Origin of the sequence: Malikia spinosa, from assembly GCF_002980625.1 — a bacterium.
Lineage (GTDB): Bacteria > Pseudomonadota > Gammaproteobacteria > Burkholderiales > Burkholderiaceae_C > Malikia > Malikia spinosa.
The window spans coordinates 22,527-48,573 of sequence record NZ_PVLR01000054.1 but is presented as its reverse complement, the minus strand read 5'-3'; the positions used below and the strand labels follow the sequence as shown (position 1 = coordinate 48,573).

18 protein-coding genes are annotated in these 26,047 nt (G+C 67.0%); 15 read left to right on the top strand and 3 right to left on the bottom strand.

Features of this window, described 5'->3' with window-relative positions:
• Positions 1-145: 145 nt before the first annotated feature.
• Positions 146-2,899, top strand: a complete 2,754-nt coding sequence (secA, locus tag C6P61_RS15725) for a preprotein translocase subunit SecA (protein ID WP_105730868.1) — start codon at positions 146-148, stop codon at positions 2,897-2,899.
• A 34-nt stretch (positions 2,900-2,933) separates the two neighbouring features.
• Here the strand turns inward: secA and C6P61_RS15720 are convergent, their stop codons facing one another.
• The 3 genes from C6P61_RS15720 to sucC all read right to left on the bottom strand — a co-directional run bounded on the left by C6P61_RS15720 (position 2,934) and on the right by sucC (position 6,998).
• On the bottom strand, positions 2,934-4,571 hold the full coding sequence (locus C6P61_RS15720) for a methyl-accepting chemotaxis protein (RefSeq protein ID WP_105730867.1): 1,638 nt from the start codon (positions 4,569-4,571) through the stop codon (positions 2,934-2,936).
• Positions 4,572-4,835: 264 nt separating this feature from the next.
• Positions 4,836-5,729 carry a succinate--CoA ligase subunit alpha gene (gene sucD, locus C6P61_RS15715; protein WP_105730866.1) on the bottom strand — a complete coding sequence of 298 codons (894 nt, stop codon included), beginning with the start codon at positions 5,727-5,729 and terminating at the stop codon, positions 4,836-4,838.
• A 108-nt stretch (positions 5,730-5,837) separates the two neighbouring features.
• Entirely contained in the window at positions 5,838-6,998 is a 1,161-nt protein-coding gene (gene sucC, locus C6P61_RS15710; RefSeq protein ID WP_105730865.1) for an ADP-forming succinate--CoA ligase subunit beta, read from the bottom strand.
• Between the two features lie 213 nt (positions 6,999-7,211).
• On the opposite strand from sucC, the gene argC reads away from it, so the two are divergent.
• From argC to C6P61_RS15640, 14 genes are all read left to right on the top strand, one after another.
• Positions 7,212-8,132: an N-acetyl-gamma-glutamyl-phosphate reductase gene (gene argC / locus C6P61_RS15705; RefSeq protein ID WP_105730864.1), complete on the top strand. Its 921-nt coding sequence runs from the start codon at positions 7,212-7,214 to the stop codon at positions 8,130-8,132.
• A gap of 96 nt (positions 8,133-8,228) precedes the next feature.
• Positions 8,229-8,879 (top strand): GNAT family N-acetyltransferase, encoded by a 651-nt coding sequence (locus tag C6P61_RS15700; protein ID WP_105730863.1) that lies wholly within the window; start codon positions 8,229-8,231, stop codon positions 8,877-8,879.
• Between the two features lie 64 nt (positions 8,880-8,943).
• A complete protein-coding gene (locus tag C6P61_RS15695; RefSeq protein ID WP_105730862.1) occupies positions 8,944-9,810 on the top strand; it encodes a CorC family transporter in 867 nt (288 codons plus the stop codon).
• Between the two features lie 49 nt (positions 9,811-9,859).
• On the top strand, positions 9,860-11,545 hold the full coding sequence (gene lnt, locus C6P61_RS15690; protein ID WP_105730895.1) for an apolipoprotein N-acyltransferase: 1,686 nt from the start codon (positions 9,860-9,862) through the stop codon (positions 11,543-11,545).
• 74 nt (positions 11,546-11,619) lie between these two features.
• Positions 11,620-12,525, top strand: coding sequence for a glycine--tRNA ligase subunit alpha (glyQ, locus tag C6P61_RS15685; RefSeq protein WP_105730861.1), 906 nt, complete (start codon positions 11,620-11,622; stop codon positions 12,523-12,525).
• Positions 12,526-12,579: 54 nt separating this feature from the next.
• Positions 12,580-14,754: a glycine--tRNA ligase subunit beta gene (gene glyS / locus C6P61_RS15680; protein WP_105730860.1), complete on the top strand. Its 2,175-nt coding sequence runs from the start codon at positions 12,580-12,582 to the stop codon at positions 14,752-14,754.
• Positions 14,754-15,329, top strand: coding sequence for a D-glycero-beta-D-manno-heptose 1,7-bisphosphate 7-phosphatase (gmhB, locus tag C6P61_RS15675; protein ID WP_105730859.1), 576 nt, complete (start codon positions 14,754-14,756; stop codon positions 15,327-15,329). Before glyS ends, gmhB begins: the two co-directional genes overlap by 1 nt.
• A gap of 8 nt (positions 15,330-15,337) precedes the next feature.
• A complete protein-coding gene (locus C6P61_RS15670; RefSeq protein ID WP_105730894.1) occupies positions 15,338-16,084 on the top strand; it encodes a lysophospholipid acyltransferase family protein in 747 nt (248 codons plus the stop codon).
• A complete protein-coding gene (locus C6P61_RS15665) occupies positions 16,081-16,836 on the top strand; it encodes a M48 family metallopeptidase (RefSeq protein ID WP_105730858.1) in 756 nt (251 codons plus the stop codon). Before C6P61_RS15670 ends, C6P61_RS15665 begins: the two co-directional genes overlap by 4 nt.
• A gap of 59 nt (positions 16,837-16,895) precedes the next feature.
• Positions 16,896-17,549 carry a carbonate dehydratase gene (gene can, locus C6P61_RS15660; protein ID WP_105730857.1) on the top strand — a complete coding sequence of 218 codons (654 nt, stop codon included), beginning with the start codon at positions 16,896-16,898 and terminating at the stop codon, positions 17,547-17,549.
• A 177-nt stretch (positions 17,550-17,726) separates the two neighbouring features.
• The gene (locus tag C6P61_RS15655; protein ID WP_105730856.1) at positions 17,727-18,563 is read left to right on the top strand and encodes a response regulator transcription factor; all 837 of its coding nucleotides are present in this window, start codon (positions 17,727-17,729) and stop codon (positions 18,561-18,563) included.
• Positions 18,560-21,013 carry a hybrid sensor histidine kinase/response regulator gene (locus C6P61_RS15650; protein WP_105730855.1) on the top strand — a complete coding sequence of 818 codons (2,454 nt, stop codon included), beginning with the start codon at positions 18,560-18,562 and terminating at the stop codon, positions 21,011-21,013. Before C6P61_RS15655 ends, C6P61_RS15650 begins: the two co-directional genes overlap by 4 nt.
• Positions 21,010-23,349, top strand: a complete 2,340-nt coding sequence (locus C6P61_RS15645; RefSeq protein WP_105730854.1) for a sensor histidine kinase — start codon at positions 21,010-21,012, stop codon at positions 23,347-23,349. The genes C6P61_RS15650 and C6P61_RS15645 overlap by 4 nt, the downstream gene beginning before the upstream one ends.
• Entirely contained in the window at positions 23,346-26,012 is a 2,667-nt protein-coding gene (locus C6P61_RS15640; RefSeq protein WP_105730853.1) for a hybrid sensor histidine kinase/response regulator, read from the top strand. Before C6P61_RS15645 ends, C6P61_RS15640 begins: the two co-directional genes overlap by 4 nt.
• The last annotated feature ends 35 nt before the right edge of the window (positions 26,013-26,047 follow it).

The following is a 26,047-nucleotide window of genomic DNA, read 5'->3' as shown; positions in this document are numbered from 1 at the left end:
CTCGCCTCATGGCGGCGCCATATTGCCCCGCTAAAATGCAGCCACACGGTAACCATCCGACCGCAGCCTGGTGCGTTTCCAGGCGGACCCGATTCCCAACCAGCCCTCGCCAGGACTTCTGTCTGCCGCGGGGAGCGATGCTCGTATGCCCATCCAGTTCCTGACCAAAATCTTCGGCAGCCGCAATGACCGCCTGCTCAAAACCTACCGCAAGACGGTGGCGCGCATCAACGGCCTGGAGTCGCAGTTCGAACAACTGAGCGATGCCGAACTGCAGGGCAAGACGGCCGAGTTCCGCCAGCGCCTGGCGCAGGGCGAGGCGCTCGACGCGCTGCTGCCCGAAGCCTTCGCGACCGTGCGCGAGGCCAGCAAGCGCGTCATGAAGATGCGTCACTTCGATGTCCAGCTGGTTGGCGGCCTGGCGCTGCACCACGGCAAGATCGCCGAGATGCGCACCGGCGAGGGCAAGACGCTGACCGCGACCCTGGCGGTCTACCTCAATGCGCTGACCGGCCAGGGCGTGCATGTGGTCACGGTCAACGATTACCTGGCTGGGCGCGACGCCCAGACCATGGGCAAGCTCTACCACTGGCTGGGGCTGTCGGTCGGGGTCAACCTGCCGCAGATGTCGCGCGAGGACAAGCAGCTGGCCTACCTGGCCGACATCACCTACGGCACCAACAACGAGTACGGCTTCGACTATTTGCGCGACAACATGGTCTACGAGGCGGCCGACCGGGTCCAGCGCAAGCTGAGCTATGCCATCGTCGACGAGGTCGATTCGATCCTGATCGACGAGGCGCGCACGCCACTGATCATCAGCGGCCAGGCCGAGGACCAGACCTCGACCTACCTCGCGATCAACCAGCTGGTGCCGCAGCTGGTGCGCCAGGAGGGCGAGGAAGACCCGCGCACCGGCGAGGGCGTGACCCAGCCGGGCGACTTCACGGTCGACGAGAAATCGCACCAGATCCACCTGACCGAGCAGGGTCACGAGAATGCCGAGCGCATCCTGGCGCAAGCCGGCCTGCTGCCTGAGGGCGCCTCGCTGTACGACCCGTCCAACATCGTGCTGATGCACAACCTGGTGACCGCGCTCAAGGCCCAGCATCTGTATCACCGCGACCAGCATTACGTGGTGCAGAACGGCGAGATCGTGATCGTCGACGAGTTCACCGGCCGCCTGATGACGGGCCGGCGCTGGAGCGACGGCCTGCACCAGGCGGTCGAGGCCAAGGAAGGCGTGCGTATCCAGCCCGAGAACCAGACCCTGGCCTCGATCACCTTCCAGAACTACTTCCGCCTCTACGGCAAGCTGTCGGGCATGACCGGCACCGCCGACACCGAGGCCTACGAGTTCAACGAGATCTACGGCCTCGAGACCGTGGTGATCCCGCCGAACCGCCCGAGCCAGCGCAAGGACGAGCTCGACCGCGTCTACAAGACGACGCAGGAGAAATATGTCGCCGCGATCGCCGACATCCGTGAATGCCACGGCCGCGGCCAGCCGGTGCTGGTCGGCACCTCGTCGATCGAGAACTCCGAGATCATCGCGGCGCTGCTGGAACAGGAAAAACTGCCGCACGAGGTGCTCAACGCCAAGCAGCATGCGCGCGAGGCCGACATCATTTTGCAGGCCGGCCGTCCCGGCGCGATCACGATCGCGACCAACATGGCGGGCCGCGGCACCGACATCGTGCTCGGTGGCAACCTCGAGAAGATCCTGGCTGCGATCGAGGCCGATGCCAGCCTGGACGAGGCGGGCCGCGCCCGCGCGATCGAAGCCGCGCGCGCGCAGTGGAAGCTCGACCACGAGCAGGTCAAGCAGCTCGGCGGCTTGCGCATCATCGCGACCGAGCGCCACGAGAGCCGCCGCATCGACAACCAGCTGCGCGGCCGTGCCGGTCGCCAGGGCGATCCGGGCTCGAGCCGCTTCTACCTGAGCCTGGACGACTCGCTGATGCGCATCTTCGCGGGTGACCGCGTGCGCGCGATCATGGACAAGCTCAAGATGCCGGAAGGCGAGGCGATCGAGGCCGGCATCGTGACGCGCAGCATCGAGAGCGCGCAACGCAAGGTCGAGGGCCGCAACTTCGACGTGCGCAAGCAGCTGCTCGAGTACGACGACGTGTCGAACGACCAGCGCAAGGTGATCTACCAGCAGCGCAACGACATCATCGACGCGCTGGATCTGAGCGCGCAGATCACGTCGCTGCGCGAGGGCTGCATGACCGAGGTCGTGCGCGCCTTCGTACCGGCCGAGAGCGTCGAGGAGCAGTGGGACCTGGCCGGTCTGCAGCAGGTGCTGGCCGCCGACTGGGGCCTGTCGCTCGACCTGGCCGCACTGGTGTCGGCCGCCAGCGAGATCACCGATGCCGAGATCCTGGAGCAGGTGCTGCAAGCCGCCAATGCGGCCTACGAGGCCAAGGTCGCGCTGGTCGGGCGCGAACAGATGGGCGGCTTCGAGCGCGTCGTGCTGCTGCAGCATATCGACTCGAACTGGCGCGACCACCTGAGCGCGCTCGACTACCTGCGCCAGGGCATCCACCTGCGCGGCTATGCGCAGAAGCAGCCCAAGCAGGAATACAAGCGCGAGGCGTTCCAGCTGTTCGGCATGCTGCTCGACACCGTGCGCAACGAGGTCACGCGCCTGCTCATGAATGTCAAGATCCAGTCGCCCGAGCAGGTCAGCCAGGCCGCCGAGCAGCTCGAGACCCAGGCCGAGCGCCTGAGCCATGTGACCTACACCGCGCCGACCGAGACCGGCGAGCCCGAGACCCTGGCCGACTCCGGTCTGCTGAGCGCGCCGGACCAGGAAGTGCCGCGCGTCGGTCGCAACGATCCCTGCCCCTGCGGCAGCGGCCTCAAGTACAAGGCCTGCCACGGCAAGCTGAGCTAAGCTTCGCCAGGGCGGCGGCGGCCCGCTGCCCGCCTCAGGCTGGCACGGCGGCTGCAGCGTCCGGTAGCAGCGCCGGTTCGGGCGTGGCGGTGGGTAGGGCAGGGGGCATCGCGCTCGCAGTCCCTGCGATCTTGAATGCCGTGACCGCCCCCACCAGGTCCCCGGCCTGGGCCTTCAGGCTGTCGGTGGCAGCCGCCATCTCCTCGACCAGCGCAGCGTTCTGCTGCGTGGTCTGATCCATCTGCGAGATGGCGCTGTTGACCTGATCGACACCCTGGCTCTGCTCCTTGCTGGCCGCGCTGATCTCGTGCATCAGGTCGCTGACGCGCTGGATCGCGCTGACCAGTTCGGTCATGGTCGTGCCGGCGTGGTTCACCAGGGCGCTTCCTGCCTCCACGCGCGCCACGCTGGCGCCTATCAGTTGCCTGATTTCGCGCGCGGCCTCGGCGGAGCGGCCCGCGAGGCTGCGCACTTCTGCGGCCACGACGGCAAAGCCGCGGCCCAGTTCGCCCGCACGGGCCGCTTCCACGGCGGCATTGAGCGCCAGGATATTGGTCTGGAAGGCAATGCCGTCGATGACGCCGATGATGTCGGCGATCTGGCGGGAACTCTCGTTGATTTCGCTCATGGTGCGAACCACATCGCCTACCATCTTGCCGCCATGGCGCGCCACCCCGGACGCCTCGTTCGCCAGCTGGCTGGCCGCGCTCGCATGGGCCGCGTTGTGTCGCACGGCGGCAGTGAGCTGCTCCATCGAGGCGGCTGTCTGCTCTATCGCGCTGGCCTGCTGCTCCGTGCGGGCCGACAGGTCGTGGTTGCCCTGGGCAATCTGCGCGCTGGCCGTGGCCACGCTTTCCGAGCCCTGGCGCATGATCGACACCAGCCTGGACAGGCTTTGCTGCATCTGCTGCAGCTGCGCCATCAGGCTGTCCTGGTCGGCCGCCCGCAGGTCGATGCTGACGCTGAGATCGCCCTGTGCCACGCTCTGGGCCAGCTTGACGGCATCATGGGGCTCGGCTCCCAGTTGGTGCGTGATGCTGCGCGTCACCAGCGTGCCCAGTCCGATCGAGAGCAGCACGCAGGTGCCGATGGCGAATCCGATCCACAGGCGGGTCCTGGCATGGACCGCTTCCACATGCTCGTACACCGTTCTGGCCGTGTCCAGCTGCAGCTGTACCAGCGAGCCGAGCACGCCTTGCAGGGGGTCCAGCGCCGGATACATCTCCCGGGCCGCGAACTGCCTGATCGCCTCTAGGTCGCCGGCCTGCAGCAGGGTTTCGAGCGTGGCGACGGCCGCATCGGCCACGGTCCGCCGTTGCTCGAACTGCTGTACCAGCCGGTTTTCCTCCGCGATCATCTCGGTCCCCAGGTAGTCGGTCCAATGCTGCCGAATCTGCTCGCGCGCGTGCTGGATGATGCGCACGCCTTGCGCCGCGGTGAGGGCCCCGTCGCGCACCTTGTGGGCGGTATCGACCACATCGACCGCATACAGATCGGCGACCTGCTTGAGCTGCTGCAGCGGCACCACCCGGTCCTGGTAGACCGAATTCAGTCCCTGATTGGTTTGCTGCATGCCTGACAGGCCCAGCATGCCGACGGTTGCTATCAGCAGCGACAGCAGTGCCAGCAGCAGGGCAAGTCGTAGCGATATTTTCAGATTACTGAGACCCATGGAATTTTCTGACACATAAAAGAGAGGGAATCTAATCAATGCAAAAATCATTCCATGAACTGAAAATGCACCTGAACCGGGATCGCTGGCCCCGCGCCAGTGCCTGGGAGTCAATTCTGGAGCAGTAGTGTCCGCACCAGATCAGTGAACCGATGCACGCGGCCCGGTCAGGCTGGCAGTGCGCATGAAAAAGGCCGGAAGCCTCCCGTGGGATGCTTCCGGCCTTTTTGTCCGTTGCGGCGCGTGGCCGCAGCGGAGCGGCGATTACAGCAGGCTCTTGAGCAGCTTGCCGAGTTCGGACGGGTTGCGCGTCACGGTGAAGCCGCACTCTTCCATGATGGCGAGCTTGGCGTCAGCGGTGTCGGCACCGCCCGAGATCAGCGCGCCGGCGTGGCCCATGCGCTTGCCGGGAGGCGCGGTCACGCCAGCGATGAAGCCGACGATCGGCTTCTTCATGTTGGCCTTGCACCACATCGCGGCTTCGGCTTCGTCCGGGCCACCGATCTCGCCGATCATGATGACGGCATCGGTATCCGGGTCGTCATTGAAGGCGCGCATCACGTCGATGTGCTTGAGACCGTTGATCGGGTCGCCACCGATGCCGACGGCCGAAGACTGGCCCAGGCCGACTTCGGTCAGCATGGCAACGGCTTCATAGGTCAGGGTGCCGGAGCGCGAGACGACGCCGATGCGTCCCTTGCGGTGGATGTGACCGGGCATGATGCCGATCTTGATCTCGTCGGGCGTGATCAGGCCGGGGCAGTTGGGGCCCAGCAGCAGGGTGCGCTTGCCACCGGCGGCTTCCTTGGCCTTCATGCGGTTGCGCACTTCGAGCATGTCCTTGACCGGAATGCCTTCGGTGATGCAGATGGCCAGGTCCAGGTCGGCTTCGACGGCTTCCCAGATCGCGGCAGCAGCGCCTGCCGGCGGCACGTAGATCACGGACACGGTCGCGCCGGTCTCGGCGGCGGCTTCCTTGACGGTGCCGTAGATCGGCACGTCGAGGATCTTCTCGCCGGCCTTCTTCGGGTTCACGCCAGCGACGAAGCAGTTCTTGCCGTTCGCGTACTCGATGCACTTCTCGGTATGGAACTGACCGGTCTTGCCGGTGATACCCTGGGTGATGACCCGGGTGTCTTTATTGATGTAGATCGACATTGTGCTTGTCCTAGTCAGTTGGGGACAGAGCTAAAGATCTGTCCCCAAGGTCATTCGAATCAGTTCTAGTCAGTTGGGGACAGAGCTGAAGATCTGTCCCCAAAGTCATTACTTAACCGCTGCGACGATCTTGGTCGCGGCTTCGGCCATGGTGTCGGCAGCGATGATCGGCAGACCCGACTCGGCCAGCATCTTCTTGCCCAGCTCTTCGTTGGTGCCCTTCATGCGCACGACCAGCGGCACGTTCAGGTTCACGGCCTTGCAGGCGGTGATGACGCCGGTGGCGATGGTGTCGCACTTCATGATGCCGCCGAAGATGTTGACCAGGATGCCCTCGACCTTGGGGTTCTTGAGCATGATCTTGAAGGCTTCGGTGACCTTCTCGGGGGTTGCGCCGCCGCCGACGTCCAGGAAGTTGGCCGGCTCGCCGCCGAACAGCTTGATGGTGTCCATGGTGGCCATGGCCAGACCGGCGCCGTTGACCAGGCAGCCGATGTTGCCGTCCAGGCTGATGTAGGCCAGGTCGAACTTGGAAGCCTCGACTTCAGCCGGATCTTCCTCGTCGAGGTCGCGGTAGGCGACGATCTCGGGGTGGCGGAACAGGGCGTTGGCATCGAAGTTGAACTTCGCGTCCAGCGCCGTCACATTGCCCTTGCTGTCGCGGTTCAGCGGGTTGATCTCAACCAGCGAAGCGTCGGTGTCCATGTAGCACTGGTAGAGCTTCTTGAACACGTCCACGGCCTGAGCGGTGGAGTCGGCCGGCATGCCGATCGCGTCAGCGATCTTCTTGGCTTGCTCGTCGCCCAGACCGGTCAGCGGGTCGATGAATTCGGTGACGATCTTCTCGGGGGTGGAGTGGGCCACTTCCTCGATGTCCATGCCGCCTTCGCTCGAAGCGATGAAGGCCAGCTTCTGGGTCGCGCGATCGGTCACGATCGAGACGTAGTATTCCTTCTGGATGTCGGCGCCGTCTTCGATGTAGAGGCGACGCACCTTCTGGCCTTCAGGGCCGGTCTGGTGGGTCTTGAGCTGCATGCCCAGGATTTCGCCGGCCAGACGCTGGACGTCCTCGATCGACTTGGCGACCTTGACGCCGCCGCCCTTGCCACGGCCACCGGCGTGGATCTGTGCCTTGACGACCCAGACCGGGCCGCCCAGCTTCTGCGCCGCTTCGACGGCTTCCTGCACGGTGAATGCCGGGATGCCGCGCGGGACCGGCACGCCGAACTGGCGCAGGATTTCCTTGCCTTGGTACTCGTGAATTTTCATGAATTGCTCTCAGTGGAGTCGGTCGATTAACACGTCCGGAGTGTCGGCATCTTGCCTTACGCCAGTCCAACACCGGCGGCGAAATACCTGCGATCGAGACGCAAGAAAACACGAATGTATCATGATGGAATGCTAGAAAGCTGGTACCAAGCTGACGACCTGGCGGTTCGCCAGCCTGCATCAGCCCTTGAAATGACCCTACGGAGAATACAGATGCATCAGGTTTTCATCGATGGCGAGGCCGGCACCACAGGCTTGCAGATCCGCGAGCGGCTGGCCCAGATGCCGCAGGTCGGCTTGCTCAGCATTGCCCCCGAGCGGCGCAAGGACCCGGCCGCCAAGCGCGAGCTGATGGCCCAGGCCGACCTGGTGATCCTGTGCCTGCACGACGACGCCGCGCGCGAATCGGTCGCGATGATCGACGCGATCAAGGCCGAGGGCGGCCGCGCGCCGCGCATCATCGACGCCTCGACCGCGCACCGCGTCGCACCGGGCTGGGTCTATGGCTTTCCCGAGCTCTGCGCCGGCCAGGCCGAGGCGGTGCGCAGTGCCGACCGCGTCGCCAACCCGGGCTGCTACGCCACCGGCGCGATTGCGCTGTTGCGCCCGCTGATCGAGGCCGGCCTGCTCTCGCCCGAGCATCCGGTCTGCCTGCCGAGCGTGAGCGGCTACACCGGCGGCGGCCGTCCCATGATCGAGGCCTACGAGGCCGGCACGGCGACGCCGTTCGAGCTCTATGCCCTCGGGCTGGGCCACAAGCATATTCCCGAGATCATGGCCTGCACCGGCCTGACCCGGCGTCCGATCTTCGTGCCGGCGGTGGCCAATTTTGCCCAGGGCATGCTGGTCCAGCTGCCGCTGCACCTCGACTTGCTGCCGGGTCGCCCCAAGCTCGCCGATCTGCAGGCTGCACTCGAAAAACACTACGAGGGCAGCCACTGGGTCAATGTGCTGCCGGCGACCGAGGACGGCAAGCTCGACGCGGTCGCGCTGGCCGGCACCAACCACCTGGAGCTGCGCGTGTTCGGCAGCGATGCCTACGGCCACGCGCTGCTGGTGGCGCGGCTGGACAACCTGGGCAAGGGCGCCAGCGGCGCGGCGGTGCAGAACCTGCAGCTGATGCTCGGGCTCTGAGCCGGCGCGCTGAAGGGCCGGCGATCCCACTGCTGGCGCCAGGGATTCAGGCCGGGCTTAAGTCACGGATAAGGGGAAAACCCTAATATCGGGCGCATGACTGAAACCGAACGTCCCGCCCCGTCCCGGGCACTGATCCGCAGCCTGGACCCCGAGCAGCTGGCGCTGATCGAGCAGCATCTGCTGTCGCTGTCCGATCACGACCGCTATCTGCGCTTCGGCTATCCGGCCATCGACGAGCAGATCAGCCGCTATGTCGCCAAGCTCGATTTCGGCCGTGACGAGCTGTTCGGCATCTTCGACGCCGAGTTGCAGCTGGTGGCAGCCGCTCATCTGGCCTACCTGGATGCGCCGGGCCAGCAGCATATGGCCGAGTTCGGCGTCAGCGTCAGCCCCGAGCGGCGCGGGTGCGGTTACGGCCAGCAGCTGTTCGAGCGCTGTGTCGTCCATGCACGCAATCACGGCGTCTCGCGCCTGATCGTGCATGCGCTGAGCGAGAACGCCGCCATGCTCAAGATCGCGCGCAATGCCGGCGCCTCGGTCGTGCGCGAGGGCTCCGAGAGCCAGGCCTATCTCGAGTTGCCGCCGGCTGATTTCGGCTCCCAGGTCGGCGAGCTGCTGGCCGAGGGCCTGGCGCGCACCGACTACCACCTCAAGTCCGGCGTCAAGCAGGTGCGCGGCGTGATCGACCTGATGCACGAGATCCGCGAGGGCGTGCGCGACGCGCGCGACCAGACCAAGCCCTGATCCTGTTGCGCCGCTGTCAAGGGCTTGGAGTATCCTAGATGCTTCGCAACTACCCCGATCCACAGTGGCTGAACCCCATCCCAGTCCGGCGCCGCAGCGCAGCGTGCGGCATGAAGACAAGCGCGGCTTCCTGCAGAAGCTGGCCGAATTCATCCATCCCGGGCCAGACTCGAAGGACGAGCTGATCGAGACCCTGGCCGAGGCCGAGGACAACGACATCATCAACGCCGAGTCGCGCGTGATGCTCGAGGGAGTGATCCGGATTGCCGACATGACGGCCGGCGACGTGATGGTGGCGGCGCCGCGCATGGATGCGCTCGACATCCAGTCGCCCTACGACGAACTGCTGCACCAGGTGATCGAGACCGCGCATTCGCGCTTCCCGGTCTACGAGGGCGAGCGCGAGAACATCATCGGCATCCTGCTGACCAAGGACCTGCTCAAGCTGCAGCGTACGCCCGAGCTCAAGCTGCGCGCGCTGCTGCGGCCGGTGATCTTCGTGCCCGAGAGCAAGGGCCTGAACGATCTGCTGCGCGAGTTCCGCGCCAACCGCAATCACCTGGCGATCGTGATCGACGAGTTCGGTCGCGTCGCCGGCCTGGTCACGATCGAGGATGTGCTCGAGCAGATCGTCGGCGACATCGAGGACGAGTTCGACGTCGAGGAGGACGAGGGCGACATCTTCGCCTTGGCCGATGGCACCTGGCGCGTCAGCGGCGACACGCCGGTCGAGCGCGTGATCGAGTCCTTCGGCATCACGCTCGACGACGAGGGCTTCGACACCATTGGCGGCCTGGTCTCGCATGCGCTGGGCCGGGTGCCGCGCCGCGGCGAGCGTCACTTGCTCGAAGGGCTGGATTTCATGGTCCAGCACAGCAAGGGCGGGGCGGTCAAATGGTTCAAGGTGACGCGGCTGCCGCACCAGCCTTGAGCCGGCCGTCCTTCCCGCATTGGCCGCAGTTGCCGCTATCGTCTCGCTCATGCGCCGCCTGACCCCCAGCCTGCTGCTGCAGGTCATGCCGCTCGGACTCGCCCTTGGCCTGGCCGGGCTGCTGCAGGCTGCTGCGCTGGCCTGGCCCTGGCGCCTGGGCTGGCCGGCTGGCGAGCCGGTGGCCGGGCTGCAGATCCTGTCGCTGGCCGCCTTGCTGCTGTTGTTGCCCGGCGCGCCTTCGGCGCGCTCGGCCTTCCTGCGCGGCTGGATCTGGTCGACCGCCTGGCTCGGCGGGACCTTCTGGTGGTTGTTCGTCTCGATGCATACCTATGGCGGCCTGCCGGCTCCGCTGGCGGCACTCGGCGTGCTGGCGCTGGCGGCGGCACTCGGGCTGTATTACGCCGCGGCGGCGGCGCTGTTCTGGCGCTGGCGGGCTGCGCGGCTGCCTTGGCGCCTGCCGGCCTTCGTCGCGCTCTGGACCCTGGCCGAGCTGGCGCGTGGCCTGCTGTTGACCGGTTTCCCCTGGGGCGCGGGCGGCTATGCCCAGGTCGACGCACTGGCGCCGCTGGCGCCCTGGGTCGGGGTCTACGGCATGGGGGCGGTCGCGGCCGCGCTGGCCTTGCTCGCGGCGCAGGCACTGGCCTTGCTGGCGCGATGCGTCGGACTGGGCGCCCGCCTGGGCTCAGCAGCACCGCTCGCTGGTCCGAACTCGATGGCGGGTCTGGCCGCCGCTCGGCCTTCCAGCGCCGCCCGGTCTGTCGCGCTGGCTGGCCTGCTTGGCCTGGCCTTGCTCTGCTGGCCTGGCGCTACCCGGCATTGGACTGGCTGGATACCGGTCTGGACCACACCGGCCGGCCAGCTGTCGGCGCTGCTGCTGCAGGGCAATATCCCGCAGGACCAGAAGTTCCAGCCCGGCAGCGGCATGCCGCTGGCGCTGGGCTGGTACCGGCAGCAGGCGCACGCGGCGCTCGAGCAGGGACAGGTCAGCCTGGTGGTCGCGCCCGAGACCGCCATCCCCCTGCTGCCGCAACAGCTGCCCCCGGCCTGGTGGCAGCCCTTGTTGCAGGGCGTGCAGCAGGGCCGCTCCGCGCTGATGCTGGGCCTGCCCATGGGCAGCCCGGAGCAGGGCTATACCAACTCGGCGCTGTCCTGGCGCCCGGGTCAGGATGAGCCGCTGCGCTACGACAAGCAGCATCTGGTGCCGTTTGGCGAGTTCATCCCGACCGGCTTTCGCTGGTTCACCGAGCTGATGCAGATTCCGCTCGGCGACTTCAACCGCGGCGCGCCGGTGCAGCCGACGCTGGACTGGGCCGGCCAGCGCATCGCGCCCAATATCTGCTACGAGGACCTGTTCGGCGAGGAGCTCGCGCGCGGCTTTGTCGCGCCAGCGCTGGCGCCGACCGTGCTGGTGAACCTCAGCAACATCGCCTGGTTCGGTGACACGGTGGCGATCGACCAGCACCGCCAGATCTCGCGCCTGCGCGCGCTCGAGCTGCAGCGCCCGATGCTGCGCGCGACCAATACCGGCGCGACGCTGGCGATCGACCATCTGGGCCGCGTCACGCATGAGCTGCCGCGGCTGACGCGCGCCGTGCTGGCGGTCGAGGTCGAGGGCCGCGAAGGCCTGACCCCCTATGCGCGCTGGGCCGGCCGCTTCGGCTTGTGGCCGCTGGCGCTGCTTTGCGTCAGCGCGCTGGCGCTGGCCTGGCGCCGCAGCGGTCGGTCGCGACCGTAGAATCAGGCTTTCGCCGCCTGCGCCCTGCGGGTGCGACCCGAATGTATGGCGGATCACCGCCCCTAGGCAATGACATGCTGACCTTTCAACAAATCATCCTGAAACTGCAGGCCTACTGGGACGCCCAGGGCTGCGCCTTGCTCCAGCCCTACGACATGGAAGTCGGCGCCGGCACCAGCCACACCGCGACCTTCCTGCGCGCGATCGGTCCCGAGCCCTGGAAGGCAGCCTATGTCCAGCCCAGCCGCCGGCCCAAGGACGGCCGCTACGGCAACAACCCGAACCGCCTGCAGCATTACTACCAGTACCAGGTGGTGCTCAAGCCGGCTCCGGCCAACATCCTCGAGCTGTATCTGGGCAGCCTGGAAGCGCTGGGCTTCGATCTCAAGAAGAACGACATCCGCTTCGTCGAGGACGACTGGGAAAACCCGACCCTGGGCGCCTGGGGCCTGGGCTGGGAGGTCTGGCTCAACGGCATGGAAGTGACGCAGTTCACCTATTTCCAGCAGGTCGGCGGTATCGACTGCAAGCCCGCCACCGGCGAGATTACCTATGGCCTGGAGCGCCTGGCCATGTACCTGCAGGGCGTCGACAACGTCTACAACCTGCAGTGGACCGATACGCTGAAGTACGGCGATGTCTACCACCAGAACGAGGTCGAGCAGTCGACCTACAACTTCGAGCATTCGGACGCCGACTTCCTGTTCACTGCCTTCAATGCGCACGAGAAGCAGGCCAAGTACCTGATGGAGCAGCAGCTCGCGCTGCCGGCCTATGAGCAGGTGCTCAAGGCCGCGCACAGCTTCAACCTGCTCGATGCGCGTGGCGCGATCTCGGTCACCGAGCGCGCGGCCTACATCGGCCGCATCCGCAACCTGGCGCGCGCCGTCGCGCAGAGCTACTACGAGAGCCGCGAGCGCCTGGGCTTCCCGATGGCGCCGCGCGAGTGGGTGGCGCAGATGGAACAGAAAACCGCCTGATATGTTTGCGGGGCAGCCCCGGCCTGGCCGCGCTGCCCCCTACCGGACAAGACTATGACGACCAAAAACCTGCTGGTGGAGCTCTTCGTCGAGGAACTGCCGCCCAAAGCGCTGAAGAAACTGGGCGATGCCTTTGCCAATCAGCTGTTCGAACAGCTCAAGGCCCAGGGCCTGGCCGGCGCCGATTCCGGTGTGACGCCTTTTGCCTCGCCGCGCCGCCTGGCGGCCCATGTCAGCCAGGTCTGGCTGAAGGCCGAGGACAAGGCGGTCCAGCTCAAGCTGATGCCGGCCTCGGTCGGCCTGACGCCTGACGGCCAGGCCACGCCGGCGCTGCTCAAGAAGCTGGCTGCGCTGGGCGCCGACCTGTCGGACCCGGCCGCTGCCGTCGCAGCGCTCAAGCGCCAGGGCGAAGGCAAGGCCGAGGCGCTCTATTACGACAGCCTGGTCACCGGCGCGACGCTCGACGTCGGCCTGCAGAAGGCGCTCGACGAGGCGATTGCCAAGCTGCCGATCCCCAAGGTCATGAGCTATCAGCTCGAGACCGACTGCGAGCTGCCGGGCTGGACCAGCGTCAACTTCGTGCGCCCGGCCCATGGCCTGGTCGCGCTGCATGGGGCTACTGTGGTGCCGGTCAAGGCGCTCGGCCTGACGGCGGGCAACCAGACTCAGGGCCACCGCTTCGAGGCTGCGGTCTCGCCGGTCGTGCTCGCGGATGCCGATGGCTATGCCGAGACCCTGCTGCGTGACGGCTCGGTGTTCGCGAGCTTTGGCGACCGCCGCTTTGCCATCGTGCAGCAGCTGGCGCAGGCGGCCGAAAAGCTCGGCCCCGGCTACGAGGTGCTGATGGACGAGGCACTGCTCGACGAGGTCACCGGCCTGGTCGAACGCCCGAACGTGCTGACCTGCAGCTTCGAGGAGGAATTCCTCGAGGTGCCGCAGGAATGCCTGATCCTGACCATGAAGGCGAACCAGAAGTATTTCCCGCTGGTCGATACCCATGGCAAGCTGACCAACCAGTTCCTGGTGGTGAGCAACATCAGCCCGGCTGATGCCAGCGCCGTGATCGGCGGCAATGAGCGCGTGGTGCGCCCGCGCCTGGCCGATGCCAAGTTCTTCTTCGACCAGGACCGCAAGAAGACGCTCGAGTCGCGCGTCGCCGGCCTGGCCAAGGTGGTCTATCACAACAAGCTCGGTACCCAGGGCGAGCGCAGCGAGCGCGTCAGGCAAATAGCCCACGCCATCGTCAACCAGCTGCGCCTGGCGACGCTGCCGTTCACGGTCGATGACAAGGACCATCTCGACCTGCTCGACACCAAGGTCCAGCAGGCCGCGCGCCTGGCCAAGACCGACCTGCTGACCGACATGGTCGGCGAGTTCCCCGAACTGCAGGGCATCATGGGCGGCTACTACGCGCGCCACGAAGGCCTGCGCGACGGCGTCGCGATCGCGATCGAGGACCATTACAAGCCGCGCTTCGCGGGCGACGCGCTGCCGCGCAACCACACCGGCACCGTGCTGGCGCTGGCCGACAAGCTCGAAACCCTGATCGGCCTGTTCGGCATCGGCCAGCTGCCGACCGGCGACAAGGACCCGTTCGCGCTGCGCCGCCATGCGCTGGGCGTGATCCGCATCCTGGCCGAGAAGCAGCTGCCGCTCGACCTGCCCGAGCTGCTGCAGGCCGCCGCCGTGCCGTTCGGCGAGCTGATCACCGACCCGAGCGCCGCGCTGCTCGACTTCATGCTGGACCGCCTGGCGGTCAACCTGCGCGAGCAGGGCTACAGCGCGCAGGAAGTCGATGCCGTGCTGGCGCTCAAGCCGGCCCGCCTGGGCGAAGTGGCGCGCCGTCTGGCCGCGGTACGCGCCTTCGCGGCGCTGCCCGAGGCGCCGGCGCTGGCCGCTGCCAACAAGCGCGTCGGCAACATCCTCAAGAAGGCCGAGGGCGAGGTCAAGGCCGAGGTGAACCCTGAGCTGCTGCAGGAAGCCGCCGAAACCGCGCTGGCCGCTGCGCTGGCCGAGGTAGCCCCGGTCGCCGAAGCGGCCTGGAGCCAGGGCGACTACACCGCCAGCCTGCAGCTGCTGGCCGCGCTGAAGAATCCGGTCGATCGCTTCTTCGACCAGGTCATGGTCAATGCCGACGACCCGGCGCTCAAGGCGAACCGCCTGGGCCTGCTGGCCCAGCTGCACCAGGCCATGAACCGGGTCGCCGACCTGTCGCGCCTGGCGGCCTGATGCGCATCCCGGCCTTGACCAAGCTGGTCGTGATCGACCGCGACGGCATCCTGAGCCAGGACCCGGAAGCCTATGTCCGTGGTTCCGAGGACTGGCAGCCGATTCCGGGTGCGCTGGAAGCCGTCGCACGCCTGAACCAGTCCGGCTGGCATGTGGTGATCGCGACCAACCAGTCCGGCATCGGGCGTGGCTTGTTCGATGTCATGAGCTTCAATGCCTTCAATGCGCGCATGCTCAAGTCATTGGCCGAGGTCGGCGCACGCGTCGATGCGATCTTCTTCTGCCCGCATGCGCCCGAGGACGGCTGCGATTGCCGCAAGCCCGCTCCCGGTCTGTTCATCGAGATCGGCAAGCGCCTGGGTGTGCCGCTGGCGCAGGTGCTGGCCGCCGGCGACTCGGTGCGCGATGCCCAGGCCGCCGCCGCCGCCGGCTGCGCGCCCCATCTGATCCTGAGCGGTCAGTCGTCCGCCTACCGCGAGGGTGGCCTGCCCGAAGGGCTGCCGCCCGGCACCCGCACCCATGCCGACCTGCAGGCTTTTGCCGACTGGGTGCTGGCCCAAGAACCACCGACCTGAGCCCCATGATCTCTGCCATCCGTTCCCTGTTGCACCTGCTGTTCATGGCCGTCACGGTGATCCCGTGGAGCCTGGCCGTGGTGCTGGCTCGTCCCTTCGCGAGCAAGACCACCATCTACTGGATGTGCCAACGCTGGCTCAAGCTGTCGGTCGACAGCGCGCGCTGGATCATCGGCATCCGCTACCAGGTGCTGGGCCGCGAGAATCTGCCCCAGGGCAGTTCGGACCCGGCGGTGCTGCTGGTCAAGCACCAGTCGACCTGGGAGACCTTCGCGATGCCGGCCATCATGCCGCACCCGCTGGCCTATGTGTTCAAGAAGGAGTTGTTGCGCGTGCCCTTCTTCGGCTGGGCCATCGGCAGCATGGACATGATCCACATCGACCGCGCCGACGGCGCGCGCGCCTTTGCCAAGATGGTGCAGCAGGGCAAGCGCCTGCTGGACCAGGGCACCTGGGTCATCATGTTCCCGGAAGGCACGCGGATCGAGCGCGGCCAGACCGGGACTTACAAGAGTGGCGGTACCCGGCTGGCGATCAAGACCGGCGCGCCGGTGATCCCGGTCGCCGTGACCTCGGCCAAATGCTGGCCGCGCAAGGCGCTGTTCAAGAAACCGGGCCAGGTCGAGATCTCGATCGGGCCGCAGATTCCCAGCGTCGGTCGCCAGCATGACGAACTGATGGCCGAGGTCCAGGCCTGGATCGAGACCGAGATGCGCCGCCTCGACCCCGACGCCTATCCGCCCAGCGCCAAATGAGCAGCCGGCACCCGCGCGCCAACCGCGAGTGCCGGCTTGGCGAGCAGCTGGTCGCCTACCAATTCCAGCGCGCTGCGCGCCGTACCATCGGCCTGAGCGTCGGGCCGAAGGGCCTGAGCGTGCGCGCCCCGCACTGGACGCCGCTGGCCGAGGTCGATGCCCTGCTGCTGCGCAAGGCCGATTGGGTGCTGGCCAAGCTGCGCCAGCTCGAGCAGGCCAGCCGGCTGGCGCCGGCCCCGACCGAGTGGCGATCAGGCGCCGTCTTGCCTTGCCTGGGGCGCGGCCTGGTGCTGGAGCTCTGTCCCGATCCATATCCCGATCCCGTGCCTGGACTGCGCAGCGACGGCCTCGATGCGGCCCTGGCCGACGGGCGCTTGCGGCTGGCGCTGGCGCGCGACGCCGGACCCGAGTCGGTGCGCGCGCTGGCCCAGGCCTGGCTGATGCGCGCGGCGCAGCAGGTCTTTCTCGAACGGCTGGAACATTTCGCGCCGCGCCTGGGCGTGCGTTACCGCAGTCTCAAGCTGTCAAGCGCCACCACCCGCTGGGGCAGTGCGAGCGCCAACGGCAGCCTGCGGCTCAACTGGCGGCTGGTGCACCTGGAGCTCGAGCTGATCGATTACGTGGTGGTGCATGAGCTGAGCCACCTGCGCCAGATGAATCACGGCCCGGAATTCTGGCGCGTGGTCGCCAGCGTGATGCCCGACTACGAGCTGCGGCGCCAGCGGCTCAGGCGGGTGCGGCTGGCACCCTGAGGCCAGGCCCAATATCCGCCTGTCGTTCTCGGGTCATGCGGCTTGGGTAACATTGGGGCATGAGCGTTACCCTGCACCACCTGATCGACAACAACCGCGCCTGGGCTGCCCAGATGGAGCGCGAGCGGCCTGGCTTCTTCGAGAAGCTGTCGCACCAGCAAAGCCCCAAGTACCTCTGGATCGGCTGCTCCGACAGCCGGGTGCCGGCCAACGAGATCACCGGCCTCGATCCGGGCGAGGTATTCGTGCACCGCAACGTCGCCAACGTGGTCGTGCATTCCGACCTCAACGCGCTGTCGGTGATCCAGTACGCGGTCGACATGCTCAAGGTCGAGCACATCATGGTGGTCGGGCATTACGGCTGCGGTGGTGTGCTGGCCACGCTGCGCGGCGCGCGCGTGGGCCTGGTCGACAACTGGCTGCGCCATGTGCACGACGTCAAGCTGCGGCATCGCCGCCGGCTCGACCATCTGCCGGTGGCGGTGCAGGAGGACGTGCTGTGCGAGATGAACGTGATCGAGCAGGTCGGCAACGTCGCGCTGTCCAACGTGATGCAGGATGCCTGGAGCCGAGGCCAGAAAGTCGCGGTCCATGGCTGGTGCTACGGGCTCAAGGACGGCCTGGTCAAGGACCTCAATGTCAGCATGAGCCAGCCCGGCGAGGTGGTTGATGTGTTCCGCAACGCGATCCGGCGCTACCCGCGCGGCGCCTGAGCCCGGCCAGCGCCCGGGCACCTTCCCCTTGCTGACAGACCCGCCTGCTACCATGGCAGGCTGCGACCAACGCTGCCAAGCGTGGGTGGGTGGCCCAGTCTTTGCGAGAAGCCTCTTTCTTGCGCTGGGTCTCCGTTTCAGAGGCTCATATTTAATCAAATTGAATAAAATATCGACATGAGCCTTATTCCCACGTTTCCGAAAGGGCTGCGCATCCTGGTGGTCGACGACAATGCGGATGATCGCCGCTTGCTGATCGACTGCCTGCGCGCGCAGGGCTATCGGCTCTACGTGGCAGAGGACGGTCATGACGGCGTCGAGAAGGCGCGTCTGATGCAGCCCGATCTGATCATGCTCGATGTCTCGATGCCGGTCTGCGACGGGGTCGCGGCCTGCCGCCTGCTCAAGACCGATCCGCGCACCGCTGCCATTCCGGTGATCTTCCTGACCGCCGCGGCCCAGGCCGAAGACCGGGTGCGCGGCCTGATGGTCGGGGCGGTCGACTACATCGCCAAACCCTTCGATTTCGACGAGGTCAGGCTGCGGGTCAGCATTCATCTGCAGGCCTGGCGTCACATGGCCCAGGAGCCGGTACGCGTCGCGACCTCTCCGCCTTCGATGCGGCCGCCCGAAGGCAGGGAACCGGCGTCCAATGTCGACTCGCTGGTGTTTCGCGCCGCCCAGAGGTTGCTGCATGACGATCTGGCGCAGCCGCCCGACCTGGCCAGTCTGGCCAAGGCAGTCGGCACCAATACGCGCCGCCTCAACGAGGCGTTCCGCCATTGCGCGGGCGCCACGGTGTTCGAGTACCTGCGCGAGGCCCGCATGGAGCAGGCGCGCAAGCTGCTGCGCGAAACCAGCCTGGCCGTGCAGGTGATTGCCAACGATCTGGGCTACGACAATCCGGCCAATTTCGCGACCGCCTTCCGCACCCGTTTTGGCCTGTCGCCGCGCGAATACCGCAAGTCGCCTGAAGAATCGTTGCCCGGCCAGAGTCCGACCGACCTGGCATGATCCTGGTCCGGCTGCATCGCCTGCTGCTGGCGCTGCTGGTCGGCTGGTGCTTCTGCAGCCTGGCGCGGGCACAGAGCCTGGACTTGTCCGAGCTGCCGCCTCGGGTCGATCTGGTGCCGCATTTGCAGCTGCTGCTCGATGCCGATGCCAGTCTCCAGCCGGAGTCGGCGCTGCAGCAGGCTGATTGGCAGCCGGCTACGCTGCGGCAGCTGAGCCGAGGCAGCACGGCCGCCGCGCTCTGGCTGCGGCTGGATCTGGTCAACAGCAGCCCAGAGCCCTTGACGCGCTGGCTGGCGCTGGGCAATCCGCGTCTGGAACGGGTCGAGCTGCACCGGTTTGACTCCGAGGAGGGCTGGCTGCTCGAAACCCAGCGGGCCGGCATGGCCTACCCGCCCTCGGTGCCGCTGGCACGCGGCATGGACGCCGTGTTCGCGCTGACGCTGCTGCCCGGCGAGCACAGCCACCTGTTGCTGCGCGTGCAGAGTCGCACCGTCATGACGATGCAGCCCCAGCTCTGGCAGCCCTTGGCCTACCTCGACCAGAAGTTGCTTGACGACCTGCGTTATCTGTTGCCGATCGGGGTGACGCTCGGCCTGGTGCTGTATCTGCTGGCCAATACGCTGGCGCGCGGCAATCAGCTGCTGTTCCTGCTCGGGCTCTGGCTCGGGCTCGGGGCTGCCTACGACTTTGCCTACTATGGTTACCTGCGCCGCTACCTGCTGCCGCAAGGCAGCGAGCTGGCGGCGCGCCTGCCGCATCTGCTTGGCTTGCTGAGCAATCTGGTGCTGGTGGTCTATATGCAGGTCTACCTCGAGATGAGACGAAGGTGCTTCTGGCGCCTGTTTTTCCCGGCTTGCGCGATCTTGCTGATCGCGTTCTCGCTCAATACCCTGTTCGGCGACCTGCGCTGGTCGATCGCGATCTCCGCATTGTTCCTGGTCCTGTTCTACCTGGTCTGGCCGCTGGCGCTGATCCAGCCCTGGCGCGAGGGCGTGCCCTATGTGCGGGCTTTCACGCTGCTGCTGGGCTGCGTCTGGGTCTTCACGGTCATGCGCATCGTTGCCACGCTTGGCTATTTCCATACCTTGGGCCTGGCGGTGCTCTACGCGGCGATCGCATTCAAGGTGGCGATGGCCTTCGTGCTGCTTTATCTGGTTGCGCGCTACTCGGTGTCCGAGTCACGCCACCTCGAGGCCATGCAGGCCGAATGGCTGGTGGCCCAGCAGATCGAGCAGGAGCGGCTGTCGCAGGCGGTACGTTCGCGCAGCGCGGCCTTGCGTCAGGCGGCCGTTGCCGCCGACGAGGCCGCGCGTGCCAAGGGCGAGCTGCTGGCCCGGGTCGGCCATGATCTGCGCGCGCCCTTGACCGCGATCATGGGTTATGCCGGACGCCTCGAGGAGGCCGAAGGCACGCTGCGCCAGCGCGCCCTGGCGATCGGGCGCAGTGCGCGCGAGATGCTGGCGCTGATCAATGGCCTGCTCGAATATGCCCGCATCGGCGTGCAGCCCGATGCCCTGCTGCCGCAGCCGCTCTATCTGGGGGCCTTTCTGCGCAGTGTGGCAGCCCAGGCCAGCGAACTGGCCGCCCGCCACGGCAACCGCTTCGAGTTCCGGCTCGAGGGCGATTTGCCCGATGTCGTGGCGCTCGATGCCAAGCGCCTGCGTCAGGTGCTGATGCAGCTGCTGCACAACGCCGCCGAGTTCACGCGCCAGGGCCGGATCGAGCTGCTGGTGCAGACCCGGGCCGCCGATCAGGCGGATCCGCAGGCCTTGCCGCAGCTGATCATCACGGTGCGCGACGACGGACCTGGCATCGCAGCCGATCAGTTGCCGACCCTGTTTCAGCCGTTTCAGCGCCTGGGTGCCGGCCAGAGTCACCAGGAGGTGGGCCTGGGCCTGGCGATCGCGCACCAGTGGGTGGTCCGCATGGGCGGCAGTCTGAAGGCGAGCAGCGCTCAGGATCAGGGCACGACGATGCGGATCTGGTTGCCGGTCGAGCCATCGGATGAAACGACCATTGCGATCCGCCATCTGATGCGCCAGGACAGCCGACTGCCCGAGCTGCGGGCCGAGGGGCGGCGGCTGTGGCTGGTGGACGACAGCCCCGCCGTGCGCGAGCTGCTGTTGGCCGATCTGACGGGCCAGGGCTTCATTGTCACCACGCTGGCCGATGGCCGTGAGGCCCTTGAGCGCCTGAGTGCCCCGCAGCAGCAGGCGCCCGACCTGCTGCTGACCGACTTCAGGATGCCGGGCGGCGATGGCCTGGCTGTGTTGCGCCTGGCGCGCGCGCGTTGGCCCGATCTGCCTGTGCTGCTGCTGACCTCCGCCCCCGAGGTGCTGGCAGGCAAGGAGCATGGTTTCTCTGCGGTGCTGGCCAAGCCCGTCAGCCTGGCCGAGCTGCGGCTGACCCTGGCCCGCCTGCTGGGCCTGACCGTCGAGGGCGAGGCATGAGCCTGCTGCTGCGCTGGATCATGATCTGGCTCGGCGTCGGCCTGCTCGGGCTCGGTGCTGGCCCGCTGCGGGCGGCCGAGGTCGTCGATTTCGCAGCCGTGGCGCCGCAACTGGAGCTCAGCCAGCGCATGGAATGGCTGCAGGACCGCCAGGCCAGCTTGGAGCCGGTGCAGGCCATGCAGGCGAGTGATTGGCAGCTGGCGGCGCCAGCCAACCTGAACCTGGGCGTGACAGATTCAGCCATCTGGCTGCGGCTGCGGGTCGAGAACCGGTCGCTCCAGCGACAGACCCGCTGGCTCACGCTCGGCTCGCCTCGGCTCGAGTGGGTCGATTTCTACCGTTTCGCGCCCGGCGATCCGGCCTGGGTCGAGTCCGCTGTCGGCGGGCTGGCCAGGGCGCTGGACCGCAGGCCGGTGTCCGGGCTGGTTTCGATCTTTCCGGTCCGCTTGGCTCCCGGTGAATCCGCCACCCTGCTGCTGCGCGTGGCCGGCCGCACCCGTCTGTTCATGAAGCCCGAGCTATGGGAGCCGCTGACTTACCGCTCGCGCGAGTCCGACCTGATCGTGCGCCAGATGGCACCGATCAGCGCCGTGCTGGGCGTCGTGCTGTACATGCTGGTGCATGGCCTGGCACGCCGCAGTCGCGACATGCTGCTGCTGTCTTGCTGGCTCTGCCTCATGGCGCTGTTCGAGCTGGCTTTCGACGGCTATTTCTACCGCTTCTTCTTATCCGGTGGTGGTGAACCGGCCGTGCGCGCGACGCTGGTGCTGTCCAATCTCGTTGTCATCATGTGCGCGGTCTTCACGCTGTTCTTTCTGCGCCTGTACCAGCAGCGCAGCTGGCGTTGGGTCTATCTGTTCTATATCTTGGCCAACTTGGTGTTGTTGGCCATGTCGGCGTTTGGTGACATGTTCATGGCCAATGTCGCGGCTGTGCCCTTGATGCTGTGCTTCTTCCTGGTCTGGCCGATCTCGATCCTGGCGGCCTGGCGCCGCAGAGTGGCCAATGCGGGCCTGTATTTCATTGCGACCCTGAGCCTCTGGGTAGTCGTCATCCTGCGGCTGCTGGAGCAGGAGGGTTGGCTGGCGTCTGACCTGACTCTTTCCGACAGCCTGACCATCAATCCCTCGCTGGGGTTGGCACTGCTCATGGTGTTCGGCCTGCTGCGCCAGGCCTATACCGAACAGAAGACCTACCGTGCGGCGCAGACCGCCCTGCTCAAGTCGCGCCAGGACGAGCAGCAGCGGCTCGAAGCGCTGGTGCGCGAGCGCACCCAGAGCCTGCAGGATGCGACCATCGCCGCCGAGGAAGCCCATCACGCGCGTGGCGAACTGCTGGCTCGCGTCAATCACGACCTGCTGCGGCCGGTGACCGAGATCGTCGAACTGGCGGCTCCGCTCGAACAGGTCGGAGGCCAGCCGGCCGAGTATGGGGCCGTCATTCGCCGCAGTGCCACGCACTTGCTGGGACTGATCGACGACCTGATCGACCAGGCCAGCCATGACGGGGCGGTCGATGAGATCCGCAGCGAGTGGGTCGACACCCAGACCCTGCTGTCGGGCCTGGCATTCGAGGCCGAGGGCCTGGTGCTGGCGGGTGGCAATGAATTCGTCTTCAGTCCCGCGCCCGACCTGCCGCCCTGCATCGGGGTCGACAGCCGGCGCTTGCGCCAGGTCCTGATCAACCTGCTGGACAATGCGGCCAAGTTCACGCGTGGCGGTCGGATCGAGTTCCAGATCGATGCCGACCCGGGTCCCGCGCAGGCGAGGCTGGTCTTCACCGTGCGCGACACCGGGCCTGGCATGAGTGCCAGTCAGCTGGCCGTGGTGTTCGAGCCCTATCGCCGTGCCGATGAGGCGGCTGGTTTTCCTGGCCTGGGCCTGGGCCTGGCGATTGCGCGCCACTGGGCCGAGCGCATGGGCGGCGAGATCGTGGCCGACAGCCTGCCCGGGCAGGGCACGACGATGCGGGTCCTGCTGCCCGTGAGCCTGTCCGAGCAGGCCCAGGTGCCGGAGTCCATGGCGCCGGATGAGCCGATGCCGACCGATGCTCCGGATGGACTGGCAGCTTCGCCTGACATGGCCGTGCCGGCGCCCGAACGGCTGGCCGAGGCGGCCGTCCTGTTGCGTCTGGGGGCGGTGTCGGACCTGGAGGACTGGGCGGCCGCTCTGCAGCACAGCCAGCCGCAGCATGCGGCTTTTGCATGCAGCGTCGCCGAACTGGCCGAGCGTGGTGACTTGCGCGGTCTGGCGCTGTTGCTCGATCGCGCGGCGTCAGCCGGGCCGGTCGATGAAGCCGGCGCTGACAGGACGGCCGGACGGGGGGTGACGCCATGAGCTCGCTGCGCCTGCTGGTCTATCTCTGCCGCTGCTGGCTGGTGCTGGGGCTGGTGTTCGGCATCGGCAGCGCCAGCGCAAGGGCGATCGAGCTCGGCGTCCAGCCGGCCCGGGTCGACCTGGCCGTGGCGGTGGATTACCTCGAGGACCCCACGCGGCAACTGCAGCGGCAGGATCTCGAACAGCCGGCGGTCGCCGCGCGCTTTCAGCCTTGGCGTGCCGCCCAGGGCATGCCGAGCTTCGGCTATACCGCTTCGGCCTACTGGTTGCGGTTGTGCCTGAGCCGCACGCCAGCGGCGCCCGCCGACTGGCTGCTCGAGCTGCCCTATCCGCTGTTGTCCGATCTGGAGTTCCACGCCCCCGGCCAGCCCGTGGTCAGGACCGGCGCCATGCTGCCGCTCGACAGCCGACCGGTTCCTGATCGCTATTTCGTTTTTCCGATCACCCTCGAGCTCGAGCCGAGCTGCTTCCATCTGCGTGCCGTGTCGCAGGAGTCGCTGGTGCTGCCACTGCTGGCCTGGCAACCCGCGGTCTACAAGCACAGCCAGCAGCGTGAGCTGCTGCTGCACGGCCTCTACCATGGCGGGTTGCTGGCCCTGCTGCTCTATAACCTGCTGCTGTTCCTGTCACTGCGTGACCGGCGTTTCCTGCTCTACTCGCTCTACGCGGCCACTTTCTCGCTCGGCATCTTCGCGGGCAACGGTTTCGGTCGCGTGTTCCTGTGGCCGGACTCGCCGCGCTTCGACATCCAGGCCCAGGCCCTGTTCCTGAGTCTGGCCGCCGTTTTCTCGGTCGGGTTTGCCTGCGATTTCCTGCAGACCCAGGTCCAGTTTCCGCGCCTGCATGGCTGGCTCAAGGCCAGTGCGCTGGGTTTTGCCACCGTCTTGCTGGCCTTGCTGGCCCAGTTGGCGCTGGATTTCGAGATCAGCTGGTTGTTGCAGCTCAACATGTTCAATGCGATTCTGATGGGGGTGCTGGTCAGCGTTGCCAGCGGCTTGGTATGGCGTCGTCGGGTCCGCAGCGCTGGCATCTTCCTGCTGGCCTGGGGCAGCTTGTGGCTGGGCGCCGTGGTCGCGACCCTGCAACTGCTGGTCTGGATTCCGGCCAATTTCTGGACCTCCTACAGCTTGCAGATGGGCGCCGGCATCGAGATGCTGCTGTTGTCGCTGGCGCTGGCCGACACGATCCGGCGCGAGCGCGAGCGCGCTTTCGAATTCCAGGCGCAGGCGCTGGAGTCGCAGCGCCAGGCGAACGAACTCGATGTCCAGCTCGCGACCAGTCGCCAGCTCGCGCGCGACAAGTCCGAATTCCTGGCGCGCGTCAGCCACGAACTGCGCACGCCGCTCAACGCCATCATCGGCTATGCCCGCATGCTGCGGCGCGGTTCGGACCGGATCACGCTGCACGAGGGCTCGGCCGATATCGAGCGCAGCGGCATGCGCCTGCTCGGAATGATCGAGGAGCTGCTCGACCAGTCCCGCTTGTCTGCCGGTGGCATGCGGCTGGCGCCCGCTGCGCTGCTGCTGCGGCCCTGGCTCGACGAGATCGGTCGCGCCGGCCGCCTGATGGCCGACTCGGCCGGCAACCAGTTCGAGCTGCTGCTGCCGGATCAGTTGCCGCACCGCATCGAGGCTGACGGCCAGCGCCTGCGCCAGGTGCTCGACAACCTGCTCGGCAATGCCAACCGGCACACCCATGACGGCTGCATCGTGCTGAGCTGCGTGGTCTGTCCGACCGAGCTCGCCGACTGCATCAGGCTGGACTTTGCCGTGACCGACAGCGGCGAAGGCATCGTGCCGAGCGACCTCGAGCGCATCTTCGAACCCTTCTTCATGGGGCAGGGCGGGCAGGCCGTGCCGAGTCTGCGTGCCAAGCGCATGGGGCTGGGACTGTCGATCTCGCGCGATCTGGTGCGCCTGATGGGCGGCGACCTCGGGGTGCGCAGCCAGCCTGGCCAGGGTTCGACCTTCTACTTCAGCGTCGCCTGTGCCTTGTTGCCCGACAGCGAGCCGTCGAGCGCTCCTTCGAGTCCGGTCTTGCTCGAGCGCTTGCCGGTCAGACTGAGTCGCCGCCGTGGCGAGTTGCGTCTGCTGATTGCCGAGGACGATCCGGCCGCTCGCCTGTCACTGGTCGATCTGCTGGAGGCTCAGGGCTTCATGGTCCAGGCCGCCAGCAGCGGTCACGCCCTGCTGGCCCTGCTGGCCGACGACACGCAGCGCTGGGATGCCATCGTGACCGATCAGCTGATGCCTGACGGCGATGGCTGGGCGGTGCTCAATCATGTGCGTACCCATTGGCCATCCGTGCCGGTGGTGGTGCTCTCGGCCATGGCCTTGCTGCGTCCGCCCGATTGCCCGGCCGGACTGGACTTCGATGCCTGCCTGACCAAGCCCGTCGATCCGTCGCTGCTGTTCCAGACCCTCGAGCGCCTGCTGCCGCCGCTGCAGCGTGGCCAGGCGGTCGAGTCTGGCAGCGCCGAGATCGAACCGGTCGAGCGCGAGGTGCTGGCGGCGCTGGTGCGCGCCGGTGCCGTGACCGAGATCGAGGAATGGGCGGACGAGTTGCGCCAACGTCGGCCTGAGCTGGACGACTTTGCGCAGCGCCTGCTGCAGGCGGCGCGCCGGCTGGAACTGACCGAACTCAGACGTCTGGCTGGTGCCTGAGGGGCGCTACTCCATCGGTCCCGCCTGGCCGGTGG